The sequence below is a fragment of the Paenibacillus sp. 37 genome (genome assembly GCF_008386395.1).
In the GTDB taxonomy this organism is placed as follows: Bacteria; Bacillota; Bacilli; order Paenibacillales; family Paenibacillaceae; genus Paenibacillus; species Paenibacillus amylolyticus_B.
This window is the reverse complement of the sequence record NZ_CP043761.1, coordinates 3,716,420-3,733,851: the sequence shown is the minus strand read 5'-3', so window position 1 is coordinate 3,733,851 and position 17,432 is coordinate 3,716,420. Positions and strand designations below refer to the sequence as shown.

General features: G+C 42.8%; 15 protein-coding genes. 5 read left to right on the top strand and 10 right to left on the bottom strand.

The genetic code is table 11. From position 1 onward, the window contains the following. Positions 1 to 455: 455 nt before the first annotated feature. A complete protein-coding gene (locus tag F0220_RS32505) occupies positions 456 to 839 on the top strand; it encodes a hypothetical protein (protein WP_047843165.1) in 384 nt (127 codons plus the stop codon). 70 nt (positions 840 to 909) lie between these two features. On the opposite strand, the gene F0220_RS15990 is transcribed toward F0220_RS32505, so the two are convergent. Further along, on the bottom strand, positions 910 to 2,649 hold the full coding sequence (locus tag F0220_RS15990) for an ABC-F family ATP-binding cassette domain-containing protein (RefSeq protein ID WP_149846696.1): 1,740 nt from the start codon (positions 2,647 to 2,649) through the stop codon (positions 910 to 912). Between the two features lie 307 nt (positions 2,650 to 2,956). Here F0220_RS15990 and F0220_RS15985 point away from each other — a divergent pair, with 307 nt between their 5' ends. Beyond that, positions 2,957 to 3,361, top strand: a complete 405-nt coding sequence (locus F0220_RS15985; RefSeq protein WP_105598861.1) for a VOC family protein — start codon at positions 2,957 to 2,959, stop codon at positions 3,359 to 3,361. A 148-nt stretch (positions 3,362 to 3,509) separates the two neighbouring features. Here the strand turns inward: F0220_RS15985 and F0220_RS32925 are convergent, their stop codons facing one another. Together F0220_RS32925 and F0220_RS32920 are read right to left on the bottom strand one after the other, a co-directional pair. Next, positions 3,510 to 3,788, bottom strand: a complete 279-nt coding sequence (locus tag F0220_RS32925) for a LysR substrate-binding domain-containing protein (RefSeq protein ID WP_223199699.1) — start codon at positions 3,786 to 3,788, stop codon at positions 3,510 to 3,512. Next, positions 3,766 to 3,903, bottom strand: a complete 138-nt coding sequence (locus tag F0220_RS32920) for a hypothetical protein (protein WP_223199698.1) — start codon at positions 3,901 to 3,903, stop codon at positions 3,766 to 3,768. The genes F0220_RS32925 and F0220_RS32920 overlap by 23 nt, the downstream gene beginning before the upstream one ends. Positions 3,904 to 4,370: 467 nt before the next feature. Here F0220_RS32920 and F0220_RS15975 point away from each other — a divergent pair, with 467 nt between their 5' ends. The 3 genes from F0220_RS15975 to F0220_RS15965 all read left to right on the top strand — a co-directional run bounded on the left by F0220_RS15975 (position 4,371) and on the right by F0220_RS15965 (position 6,888). Continuing rightward, positions 4,371 to 6,137: a methyl-accepting chemotaxis protein gene (locus F0220_RS15975; RefSeq protein WP_223199697.1), complete on the top strand. Its 1,767-nt coding sequence runs from the start codon at positions 4,371 to 4,373 to the stop codon at positions 6,135 to 6,137. A 225-nt stretch (positions 6,138 to 6,362) separates the two neighbouring features. Next, positions 6,363 to 6,614 carry a (4Fe-4S)-binding protein gene (locus tag F0220_RS15970; RefSeq protein WP_091020981.1) on the top strand — a complete coding sequence of 84 codons (252 nt, stop codon included), beginning with the start codon at positions 6,363 to 6,365 and terminating at the stop codon, positions 6,612 to 6,614. Further along, positions 6,607 to 6,888 (top strand): GNAT family N-acetyltransferase, encoded by a 282-nt coding sequence (locus F0220_RS15965; RefSeq protein ID WP_036615433.1) that lies wholly within the window; start codon positions 6,607 to 6,609, stop codon positions 6,886 to 6,888. The genes F0220_RS15970 and F0220_RS15965 overlap by 8 nt, the downstream gene beginning before the upstream one ends. Before the next feature lie 138 nt (positions 6,889 to 7,026). On the opposite strand, the gene F0220_RS15960 is transcribed toward F0220_RS15965, so the two are convergent. The 7 genes from F0220_RS15960 to F0220_RS15930 all read right to left on the bottom strand — a co-directional run bounded on the left by F0220_RS15960 (position 7,027) and on the right by F0220_RS15930 (position 17,381). Further along, positions 7,027 to 8,694, bottom strand: coding sequence for a glycoside hydrolase family 13 protein (locus tag F0220_RS15960; RefSeq protein ID WP_149846695.1), 1,668 nt, complete (start codon positions 8,692 to 8,694; stop codon positions 7,027 to 7,029). A 52-nt stretch (positions 8,695 to 8,746) separates the two neighbouring features. Next, positions 8,747 to 10,375, bottom strand: coding sequence for a glycoside hydrolase family 13 protein (locus F0220_RS15955; protein WP_149846694.1), 1,629 nt, complete (start codon positions 10,373 to 10,375; stop codon positions 8,747 to 8,749). Positions 10,376 to 10,396: 21 nt separating this feature from the next. Continuing rightward, entirely contained in the window at positions 10,397 to 11,290 is an 894-nt protein-coding gene (locus F0220_RS15950) for a carbohydrate ABC transporter permease (RefSeq protein ID WP_091020978.1), read from the bottom strand. Between the two features lie 13 nt (positions 11,291 to 11,303). Then, complete coding sequence (locus F0220_RS15945; RefSeq protein WP_091020977.1) at positions 11,304 to 12,218, bottom strand: ABC transporter permease; 915 nt, start codon at positions 12,216 to 12,218, stop codon at positions 11,304 to 11,306. Positions 12,219 to 12,279: 61 nt separating this feature from the next. After that, the gene (locus F0220_RS15940; protein WP_091020976.1) at positions 12,280 to 14,016 is read right to left on the bottom strand and encodes an extracellular solute-binding protein; all 1,737 of its coding nucleotides are present in this window, start codon (positions 14,014 to 14,016) and stop codon (positions 12,280 to 12,282) included. A gap of 249 nt (positions 14,017 to 14,265) precedes the next feature. Continuing rightward, complete coding sequence (locus tag F0220_RS15935) at positions 14,266 to 15,672, bottom strand: response regulator (RefSeq protein WP_105598857.1); 1,407 nt, start codon at positions 15,670 to 15,672, stop codon at positions 14,266 to 14,268. After that, entirely contained in the window at positions 15,669 to 17,381 is a 1,713-nt protein-coding gene (locus tag F0220_RS15930) for a sensor histidine kinase (RefSeq protein WP_105598856.1), read from the bottom strand. Before F0220_RS15930 ends, F0220_RS15935 begins: the two co-directional genes overlap by 4 nt. Positions 17,382 to 17,432: the final 51 nt, after the last annotated feature.

Here is a 17,432-nt window from a genome sequence, read left to right as displayed (position 1 = left end):
CTGAACGGATTAACATCCAGATAAATAGATTATAGTTCTTTGGATAGCGCTTACACATAACAAATTTCCAATAATTATAATAAAAAGTTATCATTTGGTAATCTCGTGTGAGTTTAGGAAGCTGGAAATCCAACTCTGTTTTTGCTTTGGTCCGTTATTTTTGCCTGAATCCGATTTGGATATAAAAAAGACCAAAACGATATGCCTTCCCCTACTCACATAAGGTAAATGCAAAATCATTTTGGTCATGCCTGCTTTACTAGTAACAGCCAAACACTGCTAATATTCAATTCGTTATAATAAATTAGTTAGCAATCACTTTATTCGACATTTTTCTGCAATTTAATTTACTTGATTCGACTTGATTTTTAGCGGCCTTCTATAGGCTTCCACCCATTCCCCTGCTCAATTGCCTACATACAATACATTAGACTAATGAACAGGAGTGATGTGATATGACATTTTTACCTCCTTTTGGACCTGGTGGAGGCTTTGGCGGACCTGGGGGTCCCGGAGGACCAGGAGGACCCGGCGGATTTCCTGGTCCGCCATCGTTCCCCGGGGGTGGAGGCGGCGGACCACAAGGCGTGCAGGCACCCACCGGACCGCCACCATCATTCATTCCACAGCAACCCGCTTCGTTATATGCGGTAGATCCAAGAGCCATATCCGGCTGTCTGTTTCGCTACACATATATTTGGCCGGATCGTGGTCCCGGCTTCTGGATGTACCCGGTATTTGTAGGTAGAAATTCGGTGGCTGGCTTCCGTTGGAATGGCTTCTTCTGGCTATACACCGGCATTGATCTGCAGCGAATCAGCTCGTTTAGCTGTTTCTAGAAGTAAATCCCCCTGAATGAGGAGTAATCCACATTCAGGGGGATTTAGATTTATGCAATATTCACCTTGTCTAAAGCAACTTAATCAGCTCTTCTAGTTCATCAACCAAACTCTTTGCAAGTTCAAAATTAGTATCTTTTAAAGCCAATTCAATTTTCATTTCGACAGACTTTTTCTTTTGTTCATTTTCTAGATAGTTTTCATCAAAATGACTCGCATAAATCATCTGTCTGAATTCTTCTATACTCATTTTACTAATCGTTTTGTCCTCGATAATTAAAACATAATCCATACCATTTACAACAGAATAGAAATCATGAGAAATCATGATAATCGCACCTTTGTAGTCTTCAATTGCTTTCTCCAAAGCAATTTGTGTATAGATGTCCAGATGGCTTGTCGGTTCGTCTAGGAGCAATACGTTGGCTTGACTGGCAGAAACTTTAGCCAATTGAAGCATGTTTTTTTCTCCGCCAGATAACGATTCAATCTTTTGATCAAGGATTTCTCCTTCAAAGCCATAGTTTGGAAGATACGATCTAATCTCGTCATAAGTTTGAAAACCAGCATCTATGAATTCATTTAGTATGGTATTCGAATCTTTTAGCATTTCGCCTTGAACCTGAGATAAATAAGCCACGTTAACATCAGTATTGATTTCAATGAAATCCTGATTATTTTTGAAGATTTCTCGGAGTAAAGTCGTTTTCCCGGTACCGTTAGGACCGATCAGGGCTACTTTATCTGTTGATTTGATCTCAAAGTTCACATTTTCCAAAAGCAACTCGTCAAAGGAAACGCTATAGTTATTGACGTTAACCACAACGGTGTCTTCCATTTCCTTATCAATTCCAAAACGGATATTTGGCTGTTTGATATCGACAAATGGCTCTTTTATTCGACGTGCTTCCAATCTCTCTTGAAACTTGACTCTGGCTTTTAACGCTCTGCCTCTGGAGGCTTCTGAATTATACGTGGCGATCTCTCTAAGATTGTCGATGATATGATCATATCTCTCAATTTCTTCAGCTTCAGCAACTGCGATTTCTTGCAGCTCAATTTTAGTCTGAAGCAGCGAGAAGTTATAATCGATATATCGCCCGTCAAACTCCTGGAGCTCTGTGTTTTCGAGGTGTATGATTTTGTTGAAACAATGATTCAACAGATAACGGTTGTGCGTAACAACGAGCAGCATTCCCTTGTGGGTGTTAATCAATTTTTTAAGCGCGTTCAAGTTTTCAAAGTCTAAAAATACATCGGGTTCGTCCATAATCATGAAGTCTGGACGATTCAGCATTTCCTTCATCACTTGAATAAGTTTGAATTCCCCGCCGCTTACGGCGGATATACTAAGATCTTTGAGCTTCATGAGGTTGGCAAGGTTTAACTGTTTATTGATGTTTTTTTCGAAATTGTCCCCATCCATCGCTTCGAAGGCATCCAAAGCCAATTGAAGCTTTTCCATCAGGGAATCCATATCCGATGTGGTGGCCATCTCCGCATAAATTGCTGTAATTTCATCTTGTATCTTGATGAATTCTTCTGCGATATATTCAAAAACGGTCATTTCTTTTGTTTTGTCTACTTGCAAAAACTGACTCACATACCCAATTCTGCAATCGGGGTCTATCTCTAACTTGCCCTCGAACAAATATCGTTCCGGATCCATCAGGATATCGATCAATGTACTTTTTCCACTGCCGCTTGTTCCGATAAAAGCACAATGTTGTGCCTCTTCAAACGTAAATGAAATGTTTTTATATAGTTCCTTTTGTGGAAATGAGAAGGATAAGTTTTCAACTTTTATCATAGTGTTACCTTTCTTTATAACTAAATTGGTGGCTAGTGTTGAATATATTGTCGAACACAGACTTTTAGAGTAACACTGTTTACCACCAAGTACAATCGATTTTTAGCAAGTACCCTCACTTTAAAACTCTAATACTTTCTATAGAATGATGGCTAGTGGACGGTGGTTTCTTCATAAAACACTACTGACATACTGTTGTCAGTAGTGTATTTGTATAGTTGGAGTAAGCAATTGTAAAGGAGTAGAAGTAAATACGAAGTGTTTTTGATCCAAAATGTATTACTTATTATAGGAAGGATGATATCTCGTGAATTTTGCTTCTGTGCGCATCATTACTGATGACGTGGATCGTCTCGTCGAGTTCTATGAGAAAATTATGGGTGTTTCAGCAGAACGCCCTGCACCTGTCTTTGCCGAACTCGTTATGCCATCGTGCACTCTAGCGATCGGCCACTCCCAGACGGTGCAACTATTTGGCGCTGGTTCCGCTGTGGCGGCCAACAATCGTACTGTCATTATTGAGTTCCACGTCCACGATGTTGATGCCGAATACGAGCGTTTGAAGCCGTTTGTCGATGAGTGGGTAAAGGAACCTACCACAATGCCGTGGGGGAATCGTGCTGTGCTGTTTCGCGATCCTGACGGTAATCTGGTTAATCTCTTCACGCCGATGACCGAGGAAGCAATCCAACGGTTCAATGGTAGAGTATAAAGGACAGTTGAAATGAGCAGGCACTTTTTTGTTAATCTTTATGACCAGCAGAAAGAGACCATAGTGATGAGCTATAGTCTCTTCATTTTTGTCTAAAGCGGAAGAAGTATTTTAACGGGAAATTAACAGAAGACACTCTTCTCATTTCTTACCATAGGGAGGCATGATTTCTAACGATCTCGATAAAAGCTTCCACTTGGGGAGAGATCCACTTGTTTTTGGGATATAACAACTGCGTAGCTAGATTCTGTTTGTACTGCTGACCTGAAAGTTGTTCTTCCTTCAGTTCCCTCTCTACCGTAATTCGAGGTAACAAGGATATGCCCATACCGCTCAATATCGACTGTTTCACAGCTTCAATACTCCAGAATTCAATATTGGAAGTAATCCCGATCTGATACTCTTCAATGCATTTTGAACTCTTCAATAGTAGGTGGAAAACGATAGATCAACAACGTTTCCCCAATACTGATCACGATATTACCTGTTAATTCCCATTGTGCAGCAGTCACTTCCTTAATCATATGATACAGCTCAAGCATTTTTTGGGCATGTAGCAACAATTTTTTCCCAGTCTCCGTTAAAATAACCCGCTTATCAATTCGATCAAATAAAGGGTAAGTAGCTCACTATAATGCAAAATATACTGAATTCAATAGAACAGATTTACCCGAGCTGAAGGTTCCTGTTCAAGTTCTATGGGGAGAGGAAGATGATGGCAGCCCCTCGCTTATGCAAAGAGGTTTGTCCAGGATATCCCTCATGCTTGTCTACATGCCATTCCCAAAGCTGGTGGAGCTTTTTTGGTAATGACAACGTTTCTTGATGCAAGACGTAACTTCTACATTCGGGTTTAGTGCACTGGTAGCACAAATGATCATATTCTCCTACGTATATGTATATACAAATTTAGTGTTAGTCTTCATTTCCCCCTCCAATATTACGATAAATAGTATGGGGTTATACGAATAACCATATTTACTTTATTACATCCAAGGGGGAACCGTACGTGAGTCAGACTCGCAAAAAAAAGATGGATTTAAGGTTCAAACTGTATTTGATTATTCTGGTTCCGCTACTGGCTATGGGCGGTCTAATCATATGGGCCACCATCGACTCCAGTGAAAATGCATCATTAATGACCATGCAGCATAACAATCAGCAGCTGGCTGTGAATACCGCCTCTCAACTAGGTCAGGAGTCGGAATTAATTAAGACATTATCTTCTACTGCTTCAGAGGAGAGCAACGAATATAAAAGTCTTAGGGACGAACTCGTTAAAGTTAGGCTTCAATCGGGAGCCTTGTATGTTTATATGTATAACAAAACTTCAGACGGGTGGTTCTACACCGTAGATGGAGCTGATTGGGACGATACGGAATATAGCCCTTACGCGACTCCAATGGAATTTAATCCCCAGATTCAGGAACGCTTGTTACGCGGTGAAGTCGTCACAACAGGCATTGTAGATGATCCAACTTGGGGACAGCTATTGTCCTCCTTTACACCAATCAAGGATTCGCAAGGTATTGTCATTGGCTATCTGGGCATTGATATTTCTGCTGGAGCAGTGAATCAAGTCTCCGCGACATCTCTGAATAATGCATATTCGACCATAATCCCGATTTTTGTGATTGTACTGATTCTTTCTTTGATCATGATGTTATTCGTAGTACGAGGTATTCTTAGACAAGTACGCGATATTAAGTCAAGCCTCGAACAGGTTGCTGATGGGAATCTCAAAGTCGTATCCACACATATGACCAATGATCAACTCGGTGACATCAGTGATTTGATTAACATCATGGTTGCCCAATTGACGAACATTCTGATGGGAATACAGCAAGGTTCAGATACATTACAACAGTCATCAAAAGATATTTCGGAAACCGCTCAGACAAACCAGCGTCAAAGCGAAGAACTTTCCAGAGCGATTGAGGAAATTGCCATAGGTTCAATGAAACAGGCTGAAGAGACAGAACACTCCGTCCAGCATTCAGAGAATCTGAGCAAAATAATGGATGAAGTAGGTTCATATGTGAAACAGTTTACTTATACTTCAGAGCAGCTATCTTCTGTTCAAGTACAAGTTACACGTGAACATGAGGTTCTGCTTGAGAAGGGCCGAGAGAATGCCAAGCGTGTTGAGCATCAACAGGATATTTCCAGGTCTCTGACGACTCAATCCGAACTCGCTTCCTCTATTAGCGGTCAAATTCACAACATTTTAAAACAAACTCAAATACTATCCCTGAATGCTTCAATTGAAGCAGCCCGAGCTGGAGAAGCGGGTAAAGGCTTTGCAGTCGTTGCAGGTGAAATGGGACAGCTCGCTCAACAATCCGAACGTTCGATCCAGGAGATTGATGAGATACTGGGTTCATTTGTTCAAGAGATACATCGGATGGGCAGTCATTTTGATGCGAATATGGTAGCTGTTAAGGAACAGGAAAAACAGATCGCTGATTGCCTCCAGGCATTTGGACAGGTTAGCCGCTTATCGACCGAAGTGCATGAGTTGGCTCAGAGTTTAGACAGCCGGACGATGGATATGCACTCTATTCGTCAGGAGCTGGAACAAAACCTCAGTTATATTGCTTCCGCAACCGAGGAAACTTCAGCCATGGCCGAAGAAGTCACGGCTAGTGCTGTGGAACAGCAACGGTCGGCAAGCGAACTGTCGAACATCTCCGGGGAACTCGCCGGTCTTGCAGGCAATCTCAAATCATATTCCGATCAATTTCAGATCGAAGTGACTAAATCACAATCTCATTAAAGGTGTTGTTAGATGATGTGTGCGAGGCGGATGAGAAATACCTCTGGAAGAGAATGATCAGTATAGGACAGCATCCACCAACGTATTAGGAGATTTGTCACGTTGACTAATTAACGATTCCTCATTTATAATTCGGACATTGAGAGCCAAGCAGATACTGCTTGCCATGTAAGCCTGAACTTATAGATCTGTAAATAAACTCAACAGTGAAAGATGTGAGGAATTATGAGTAAACAAAAGTTATACTACGGCAAAGATATCGAGGTCATGTTTAATTCGGATGTCTGCATTCATTCTGGGATTTGCGTAAAGGGCCTCCCTGCTGTTTTTGATTTAAGCAAGCGTCCTTGGGTTGATCCTGATGGTGACACTTCGGAGGCCATTGCCCGGCATATTGACACATGTCCAAGCGGAGCTTTGACGTATAAGCTTCTGGACGGTGAATATTCAACAAAGAAAGAGGATGAACATGCATAACGTAGAACATGAACCTGCCAATAAAAGATTCCTTATTCAAGATAACGGTGACATTGCTGCGGTGATGACCTATGTAATCTCGAGTCCAGAGCTATACATAATTGATCACACTTTGGTGGAAAATGCTTACCGAGGACAAGGGCTTGGCGATGAACTTATCAAAGCTATGGTGGAATACGCGCGAGAAAACGGTATTAAGATTTTACCTTTATGCCCGTTTGCCAAGGGACGTTTCGAACGTATCTCTGAATACGCGGATGTTCTCCATCAATAAAACGAATATTCGCAGCTGATTTCATGTGGTTAACAAATGTAACGGTTTATTGGTGAATTTTGATACTCCTGCCAAACAACAATAAAAAGCGTCTATATCATTCAGACCATGATATAGACGCTTTATTACGTTTCCTGCTTATACATTATCACTGAAACCAACGATTGTTTCGAACGGTCGCAACACCAGTGGCAGCATGCCATTCTCATAGTTGGTAAGCCAGATCTCTGAAAAGTTGAGGCCAAGCTCATTTTCCTCAAGCTCCACCATGTGTTCAGTAAGATTGATTACTACCAGCACCTGTTCGTCTGCCAGTGTACGTGTATATGCATATACACTCGGATGATCCGGCAAAAGAAGCTCATAAATACCATAAGTCAACGTATCGTGTTTTTTTCGCAGCTGAATCATTTGTTTATAAAATTGAAGAATAGAACGTGGTTCCTGAAGTTGTTTCTCTACATTAATATTGACGTAGTTTTTATTCACTTTTAACCATGGCGTACCGGTGGTAAACCCGGCCTGTTTGGACGAAGACCACTGCATCGGCGTTCTGGAATTATCGCGACTTGAAGCCCAGATGATGTTCATGATCTCCTCATGCGACATCCCCTCTTCGCGTTTGATCTGATACATATTCCGATCAGCGATGTCGTTATAATCTTCTATAGATGGGTAAGCCACGTTGGTCATGCCTATTTCTTGCCCTTGATATATGAAAGGCGTACCTTGCATGAAAAAGTACATGGCACCAAGCGCAGTGGCACTTTCATACCAATAAGCACTGTCATTTCCCCAAGATGAAACTTTGCGGGGCTGATCATGATTTTCAATAAACAAAGCATTCCAACCGACGTTTTCCAGGGATTTCTGCCACTTGGTCAAGACGTTTTTCAATTTGAGGATATCCAGTTCTCTGTCCGTGCTGTTTTTCCAAAGGTCAAGATGTTCGAATTGGAAAACCATATTAAATTTACCTCTGACTTCACAGATCCAATCCAGCAGATCTTCTTGGTCCTCTACCTTAACTCCATTTGCTTCCCCAATAGTCACCACGTCATATCTGGACAATGTATTCTCTTTCATTTCTTGCAGATAACTCTGAATTCCTTTGACATTCATATGCTTTTCAAAAGAGGAGATGTACTTGACGCCTTCTTTAACAGGCATGTCCAAGAGGCCCTCTTCTTTGTGAATATGGCTGATTGCATCAACACGGAAACCATCAATCCCTTTATCCAGCCACCAATTCATCATTTCATATATTGATTTACGAACATCTTTGTTTGCCCAATTCAAATCCGGTTGTTTTTTGGAGAACAGATGGAGATAGTACTGTCCGGAGACTTTATCATATTCCCAAGCAGAACCGCCAAAGATGCTCTCCCAGTTGTTCGGTTCGTCCCCATTCTTCCCATCTCTCCAGATGTACCAATCTCGTTTGGGATTATCCAGTGAAGCTCTGGATTCAATAAACCACGGGTGTTCGTCACTTGTATGATTGATTACCAAGTCCATAATGAGTTTCATGCCACGGTGATGCACTTCATACAGTAATTGATCAAAGTCCGCCATCGTGCCGAATTCATCCATAATGGAACAGTAATCACTGATGTCATAACCATTATCATCGTTAGGTGACTTATACATCGGACAGATCCATATCAGATCAATACCGAGATCTTGAATGTAATCCAGTTTGGATATGATCCCCTTGATGTCACCAACCCCATCTCCGTTGGAATCCATAAAACTTCTCGGATAGATTTGATAAGCTACTGCTTCTTTCCACCATACTCTTTTCATTGAATACAATCCTTCTTTCTTGAGAACTGAACATTATATAACGTATTATGCTTTAATCATGGATAAGGTACATTCTAGCTTCGTATGGACGTAATTCGCTCTCCGATAGTTCACCTGTATAGTTAGCTATCAAAAGCTGATAGGACCCTGTTAATTGCTCCTGAAGCGGAAGTTCGGTCGTATATCCCTGGAAATTGCATACCACAAGAATTGTCGTACCATTCAGCGTTCGGGTATATGCAAACACGTCTGGGTTCTCTGGAAAGATCAGCTGATAATCACCATATACGATGACTTCATGATCTTTTCGTAATTGGATTAACTTCCGGTAATAATGAAATATGGATTCAGGGTTATTCAAACTTTCCTCGGCATGGATCTGCTTATAATTTGGATTCACCTTAATCCAAGGTTCCCCTTGTGTAAAACCCGCGTTATCGGAAGTATCCCATTGCATAGGTGTGCGTGCATTATCACGTCCCTTGGCGTAGATCGACTCCATCACGTTGCTTTCAGGATAACCTTTCCCCATTCTTTCCTTATAAAAGTTGAGCAATTCAATATCCCGATAATCCTCGATCGAATATTGAACATTCGTCATACCCAACTCTTCACCTTGATATATGTAAGGCGTACCTTGCATGCCATGAAGAAGGGTAGCCAACATTTTAGCCGATTCAACTCTGAATTCTCCATCATTTCCCCAACGTGATACGATACGTGGCAAATCGTGGTTGTTCCAGAACAGACTGTTCCAAGCATCACCCTTGAGCTCCGTCTGCCACTTGGACAGCACTTTTTTTAATGCCATCACATCCAAAGGTTTAAGATCCCACTTTCCTTTGCCTTCTTGTTCATCCAAACTGATGTGTTCAAATTGGAAGACCATTGAAAACTCACTACCGTCTGGATTGCTGTACAGCTTGGCGATTTCCGGAGTGGCGCCCCATGTTTCTCCAACCGTTAGTAGGTCTTCCGCTTTTTGAAACGTCTCCTTGCTCAGTTCCCTGATATATTGATGCAGATTAGGTCCATTTCCCGTAATCTTTGCATCTGGCTCTTTACCGATTAAGTCGATCACGTCAAGTCGAAAACCACCCACACCCTTGTCGATCCACCAATTGATCATGTTGTATATTTCCTGTCGGACTTTCGGGTTTTCCCAGTTGAGATCTGGCTGTTTTACGGAAAATAGATGCAAATAATATTGCCCGATTTCAGGCACCCATTCCCAAGCTGAACCACCAAAGGTGGACCCCAAGTCGTTCGGAGGTGTTCCTTCAACACCATCTCTCCAGACGTAGTAGTCATGGTACGGATTGTCTTTGCCTTTTTTGGCTTCTTGAAACCAGGGATGTTCATCCGATGTATGGTTCAACACCAGATCCATGATGATCCGAATATTTCGTTTCTTGGCTTCAAGAATTAACGTTTCCATATCTTCTAAAGACCCAAACATCGGATCAATGTCCTGATAATCTGAAATATCATATCCGTAATCATCTTGAGGAGACTTGCAAACGGGTGATAACCAGATCGCACCAATGCCGAGTTGCTGCAAATAATCCAATCGGGACACAATGCCCTTCAAGTCGCCGATGCCATCTCCGTTGCTATCTTGAAAGCTCCGTGGATATATTTGATACACAACGGTTTCTTTCCACCATTTTTTATTTTCCATGTTCATTAAACCTCCTTAACGTTATTCTTTGACCGATCCGACGACAATGCCAGTCACAAAGTATTTTTGCAGTAACGGATAAATCAGCAAAAGCGGGATAACAGCGACCACGATTTTGGCTGCGTTCAGGTTTTTGTTCGAAATTTCAGTCAGGTTGCTGAGTTCACTGGAATTGGTGCCTGCTTGAAGCAAATCGGCAATATTCACGTTAAGGGACTGAATATAGGTCATTAGCGGGTAATTGCTAACTTTGGTCATATAGATCAAACCACTGAAGAAGTCATTCCATGTACCCACGATACTGAATAAGGCGACTGTCGCCAGCGCAGGAATGGACACAGGGACATACACTTTGAACAAGACCTGAATGGGATTTGCTCCATCGATGAACGCTGCTTCTTCAAGCGCCTTAGGTACAGCGGAGAAGAAATTCATCACGAGGATGACACTGAATATGGGGACAGCACCTGGCAGAACGAGTGCCCATATCGTATTCAGCATGTCCAGGTTTTTGATCAGCAGGTAACTCGGAATCATGCCTCCGCTAAACAACATGGCAAAAATCATGATATTCATATAAATGTTTCTGCCTTTGAAATCCCTCTTCGATTTGGATAGCGGATAAGCCATTAAAATAATCAAAACCATGTTAAGCACAAGGGTAAGCGCGACACGTAGAACAGATATGCCAAAGGAACGCCAGAACTGTGCATCATCAATAATTTTGGTGTACGCTGCTGTTGTAAAATTGACTGGAACGAGACCTACTGCATTTGCGGATACCGCCTCGCTGCTGCTGAATGAAATGGCAACGATATTCCATAACGGAAGAAGGCAGACCAATGCCAGCATGATGACGATGGCATAGATGACAAACCGGCCAATTCGATCTTTGAAGTTTGCAGAATAGGACACAGGTTTGGCCTCCTTAGAATATTTTTCGATCCGTATATTTTTTGGCCAACTGGTTGGCAGACAAGAGCAAAACAATGCCGATTACGGACTTGAACAAACCAACAGCTGTACCGAAGCTATACTGTCGTCCAACGAGACCGATCCGATAGACATAGGTATCCAGAATGTCGCCTGACTCATAGACAACCGGGTTATACAGATTATAGACTTGGTCGAAACCGGCGCTCAAAATGTTGGTCAGACTCATTACGCCCATGAGCAGAATAATAGGCAGCATGCCTGGCAATGTAATATGCCATACTTTTCTCCACCAACTGGCTCCATCCATTCCTGCCGCTTCATACAGACCGGGATCAATGGACGTAATGGCAGCCAGATAGACGATGGAACTGTAACCAAATTCTTTCCATACATCAGTTCCTATAATCAGTGGCTGGAACCAGGTGTTACTGCCAAGGAAATTAATATTTTCGAGGCCAAAAAACGCCAACATTTGATTCACAATGCCATCCAGACTGAACATGTTGACAACGACCGATGCCAGTACAACCCAGGATAGAAAGTGCGGCAGATAAACGATCGTCTGCACGGATTTTTTAACGTATTTGACACGAATTTCATTTAACAAAACGGAAAAAATGATGGCCATCATCGTTCCAAGCAAAATCTTGCCAATCGCTATCACCAACGTATTGCTGACGACCTGCGCGATATCCGGCAGCTTGAACATATAAGTGAAATGTTTCAGCCCTACAAATTCAGAGCCAAACATGCCTTTGGCCGGTATATAGTCCTGAAAAGCCGTAATGATACCGACCATTGGAACATAGCTGAATACCAGCAAAAACAAAATGCCTGGTAGCATCATCATATGGTACATGGCACCTGGGCCAAGCCGGCCTCTCGCTTTCAATTTCCCCTGTTTCATGGATGAACCCCTTTCCTTGAAGAAAGGCTGCTTATCGCAGCCCTGCTACTGTGCATGGATATTATTGTTTGGATGCGATCTCATCTTCAATTTCCTGAATGACTTGATCACCGCCTTGTTTTTTCCAGTTATTCACGAATGTATCGAAGTAATCCAAAGGTTCTGAACCCGTTATAATTTTGATAAACGATTCCTGCTCCAACTTCGTCAGATTGGCCCACGTCTGTTTCATGCTTGGTGTAGTGCCGGAGAAAGCAGGTGTCATCCATACGAATTTGTTTTCCTGTGTCAGTTTGTCGATCAGCCCCACTCCGTTGATCCGTGAATGATATTTGGACCAAGCAGTCACATCATCCGTATCCATGTCGCTCAAATAAGTTTTGATGCTGCCGATATTGTTTTTCGATTCGGTTGTTCGAACCTCATCCAGGCCAATCTCACCTTTGATCCCACGAACAACGTCAGAGTAATCATCCAGCAGCGATGTAGCCGAATTGACTTCGATATTAAAAGGTCTCGTAGATCCGTCTACCCCGGTCTCCTGATATTTGGCAGCTTCTGGCATGGTTGTTGCGGCATCTTTATCATTGGCCAATTTATCGTAGAACAGGTTAAGAATCTTAACGGCCAGTTCAGGGTGTTCGTATCCCTTTCTCACCACGATAAACTGATTGGATGGATTGGCATGCGCTACGTTTACTTTGCCGTTTGCATCCTCCAGCGTATAAGCCGAGAATTTCGCATTTTTATCCATCTGTTTTGCACTGATCAGTCCCCAGTCAGGGATATGCCACGGTCCAAAAGCAATACCGCTTTGGCCATTGGCGTAGAGTGCCGTAATATCGTCAAACGTGCGGGTTCCAAATTGCGGGTCGATGATACCATTCTTGAACCAATCCGCCATGATACCCAGCATCTTCTTCGTTGCTTCTGTCGTGGAACCATACACGATTTTGCCGTCTTCACCATTCATCCAATATTGCGGGAAGGCTCTCTCGGTTGAGGCCACACCCAGCATCGTATATGCAGAACCATTATAATCTGTTGTATTCATCGTATTCACAAATGGAATACCTACCGGGTTCCCCGATTGGCCAGGGTCTCTTTCCAGGAATTCCTGTGCCGTTTTCTCTACTTCATCGAGCGAGATGGCACCGTCTCCGTCTGCATCAAGTTGTATCCCCAACAGATCCAACCAGTCCTGACGAACCCAAACCATCGTGGGTGCGGAATCCAGAGAAGTCGCCGGAAGTCCCATCAGACGTCCATCAATCGTTGCATTTTCTAATGCACGGCCATCATAGGAATCGTATATCTGCTTGATATTATCCGTAGCATATTGATCATATATGGTTGTCAGATCCTCAATCAGATCGTTATCCACCAGCTCTTTCAATTCATCTTTGGAATCAACACGCATCATGTCTGGCAATTCCCCGGACGCGATGGCGAGCGAAACCTGACGGCTATAATCTTCGCCATTGGCTTCAAATTGATCTGAAATCTGTGCGTTAAACGTGTCTTTGACCAGCCTTGTATACGCGTTGTTCTCATAGGTATCACCACTCGGCAGTTTCGGGTTGGCTGTGGTTACCCGTCCCATGGTAACGGTAATTTCGTCTTTATAGGCACTGAACGGATCTCCCGGCGTTACCTCATATTTGCCTGCTTCTTCTGCAGTAGGAGGAGTGGAAGAATCTCCACATGCCGCTAGGGCAGCAACCATTAAGGCAGACATGGACAGCACGGCCAGACGTTTCGTCAACCGTTTGCTTTTCATGGACCATTTTGTTCTCATCTAGTTCGATTCCCCTTTTTCTGATATTTAATATTTGTTTGCGCTTTCATTATAAAATGGAGTGAAGCCCCATCGTGATAGGGATTACACGTCCGTTTGGATAGAGAAATGATTACAGTTTTTCAGTCCGCATTATGAAGTATGGTTAACTTGTGAGCATTTACCCTACCTACGGATCTACATTCGTCTAACCACCCTTACTCTTAATCAAAAACAAAAGCCGGCAGCTCCTAAAACAGGAGCTGTCGGCTATTTATTTCCCCTACCCAGCTGCCGATATTCGCTTGGCAGAAGACCGGTCAGTTCGCGGAAAATGCGGCTGAAATACTTTTCATCCGTATACCCCACTCGCTCCGCAATCCAGAAAATCGTATTATTCGTATTGAGCAAATATTCTTTGGACTTCTCTACCCGGATAAATCGGGAGTACTCATTAAAGGTTTTGCCCATCAGATCTTTGAAACATTGACTGAAATAACTTCGGCTGATGTTAAGTTGTTGCGACAGACCTGAAGCTGTATAGGGATGCTCCAAATCATTTTGCACGATCATCACCGCTTTCTTAACGGCATCGATGATTTCCTGCGAATACGAAGTCTGTTCATCTGCTTTTTGAATGCTTGCAGCTGTCTGCTTGATCCATGCTTCAACCTCGTACCAGGACTCGAAAGAATGTATCATGGCGATTCTTCCAAGCGTAGTTTGGGCAAAAAGGTGGTTCCATTCCATAACGATCGAGTACAGCAATCCCATCAACTGACCTTTATGTAATCGTAATGATATAAACTGGTCAATGAGTTGATTGTAGTAACTGTCGTGGTGGGTCCATGGTGTCTGGAACCAACTTTGCTTAATCCGATCCATCTCTTCATCCTGCGGTTCTTTTAAACATGTGTTGTCCTCATTCATCGAAACGGTAATGACTTGGTTATTGGGGTTGTACGCATAGAATAAAGACGTATCTGTATAATTCATAATCCAGTTTTTGATCTGTGACCATGTGCGCTCTTGTACATCAGACAAAACCAACAACGTACCATGGGGAACTTGATGCAGCGATTCCTTCAATTGATGAAATAGTTGATCCTCTTTCGACGGGTGAACAGCCCACATGCAGCTATTCCGCTCAACCTCCCACCTTACCTCATCTTCATGCGCAGTTATCTCCATTGGCCACTTATGCTCTGATTTTCGATCCTGTGAAACAAGTGCATACACATGTTGATAATGGACATTGATTTCATTCTGCGAAGGCATCTTTCTGATCGTGTTTGTCAACCCGTTGATTCGGGTATGTATCCGTTGCAGAACATGTTCAAATTGCTCTTTCTCCAGCTGGACTTTGGCTATATAGTCAATGGCTCCGAGTCTGAGTGCTTCCTGGATATAATCGAAATCCTGATGCAGTGTTAACACAACGATGTGAAGTTCCGGATAGAGCTGCCTCGCAGCTCGCATCAGTTCAATCCCTGACATAACGGGCATCGCAAGATCCGTCAGCATCAGATCGACCGGTTGGGTTTTCAGGAAATCCAGTGCTTTCGCCCCGTTACTCGCCTCTCCTACAACCTCCATGCTGAACTCTTTCCATGGCATCGCAGAGCTAATGCCTTTGCGCACCAACTTATCATCATCTACAATTAATACCTTAATCATGCCGAGATATCTTCTCCTTTAATAGGCAAAACGAGCAGGATGCTTGTCCCTGTTCCCAATTCACTCTCAATCACCAGTTGTGCTTGATCCCCGTACTGTGCTTTCAACATGCGGTGAACGTAATTGAGTCCGATGCCCATTCCTACTTTTTGTTGTTCAGCTTCACGATTGTTCAGCAGATTATGAATGGTTTCCTCAGTCATACCTGCACCATTATCTTGTATCATAATGTTCAACGTTGAAGTGCATGTTACTTCAATCTGAATAAAACCTTCGTCACTCAATCCATGATATAACGAATTTTCAACCAGCGGTTGCAGAATGAAGCGGGGCACAGGAATTTGAAGCACTTGTTCATCTGCAGTAATACGGACGTCAAATTCAAAATCATAGCGAATTTGCTGCAAAATCAGATACTGTCTTAACGCATCAATCTCCTCTTCCATCGTGGAGACTTGCCCTAATTTGCCCAAATTGTAATACAGTAACTTGTTTAATGACTGCACCAGCTTGTCGATCTCTCCTTGTCCGTTCATGACGGCCAACCAGTGCACCGTATCGAGCGTATTCATCAGAAAGTGCGGGTTGATCTGATAGAGCAGTTTTTCCACTTCCAGGTCTGCACGTATCTTCTCTTTCTGCTGAACTTCCTTGAAGAGGTCACCAATCTGATGCTGCATATTCGAAAATTCACCGAGCAGAAAATCAAATTCAGGAATCTGAGTGCGAGCTCGGTTCCCTTTCGTTTGTGGATTTTTGGACATCCCATTGATCTCCGAATGGAACAGACCGAGTGGTTTGTAGACCATCTTCCACAGGAGCCAAGCGAGAAACACGGTAAATCCGAGAAAAAATAAAGCGACCAGCAAAATTTGAAGCAACCACTGGTTTTTCTCCTGTTGATATTGAGACTGCGAAATGACCGATACGACACTCCATTTCTGTGAGGAATCCTCCTTGAACCAGTGATACCCCCGGGATATCCCGTCCTTGGCAGGATCTACTGTCAAGCTGGAGAAATTCTCCCCTACCTTCATGGCTTCCGGTATTTCGCTGTACACAATGTTGCCTTCACCATCCAGGATGAGATGAGATAATGCGCCATTGTATTGATTGTAGCCCAAGATATCCTGTGTGAGGCGAAAGCCTGATTCTACGTAAATGAACACGTCGTTCCTCTCGGAAAGTTGTACTTTACGCATAGCAGACAGAACAAGTTGATCATCAAATCGGTTCATACTCATATGGGGGCCATAGTACTTAATGCCATAGGTTTGGAAGAGCACAGGCAGAGACTCAGGAGAGAAACGATCCTTAATTGGAAAGTTTCCGAACTGAGTAGTACCTTCTTTTTCAAAGTAATATAACGTCAGTCCGATGTTGGGATTGGTAAATGTGACCACACTTAACTCGCTCTTTAATTCGTCCCTGGCCTCAATTAATTCGAAGATATCAGAGGACGGATTCAAGAATTCATCCATGCTTTTGCCCAAAGTTCCTCTGTAGGACAATTGCTGGGTAACGTGATTCATATTGGTGATTGAATTCTCCAATGAGGACGTGACCTGCTGTAAATTGCTACGGATGCCATCATCAATTTTGTTGGCGAAGATGGAGTCAATAGTATAATAAGAGATTACAAATATGCTGATAAAAGGGATAAACGCACTGAGAAAGAACAATAAAAAGATTCTTTTTTTAAGTGTCATTCTGACTTATTCTCCTTCTGAAAATGAAACAGCAAGCCTCCTGATATGGAA